Below are 316 nucleotides of genomic sequence, written 5' to 3' on the forward strand. Positions count from 1 at the left end.
GAGAAGGTGGCGCAGATGAACATCTCGTTGACGGGGGTGTAGAGCTGGACCCACGCAAACCGGCTGGCAAAGGCGCGGGCATAGTCCGCGAAAAGCTCCGGAAAATCGGGGTTCTGGAAGTTGCCGATCCAGTCCGGCACGCCGAAATGGCACAAGTCCACAATCGGGACAGTGTCGCGATGCTTCAGATGGCCGAAGGTGAGGTCGGAGAACTCCCAGTCGTAGCGCTCAGGCCCGAGCCAGGTTTTGTGGATGGGAGGCCCATAGCGCAGGAACTGAATGTCGAGATCCTGGAGCAGCTCGAAGTCCGTCTTCC

General features: G+C 59.8%; 1 pseudogene. It reads right to left on the minus strand.

Annotation, left to right across the window (positions count from 1 at the left end):
- Window positions 1-316, minus strand: a pseudogene (locus OC446_RS31220) (glycoside hydrolase family 1 protein); the annotation flags it as partial.

Origin of the sequence: Microvirga sp. Mcv34 (genome assembly GCF_024519725.1) — a bacterium.
Classification (GTDB): domain Bacteria; phylum Pseudomonadota; class Alphaproteobacteria; order Rhizobiales; family Beijerinckiaceae; genus Microvirga.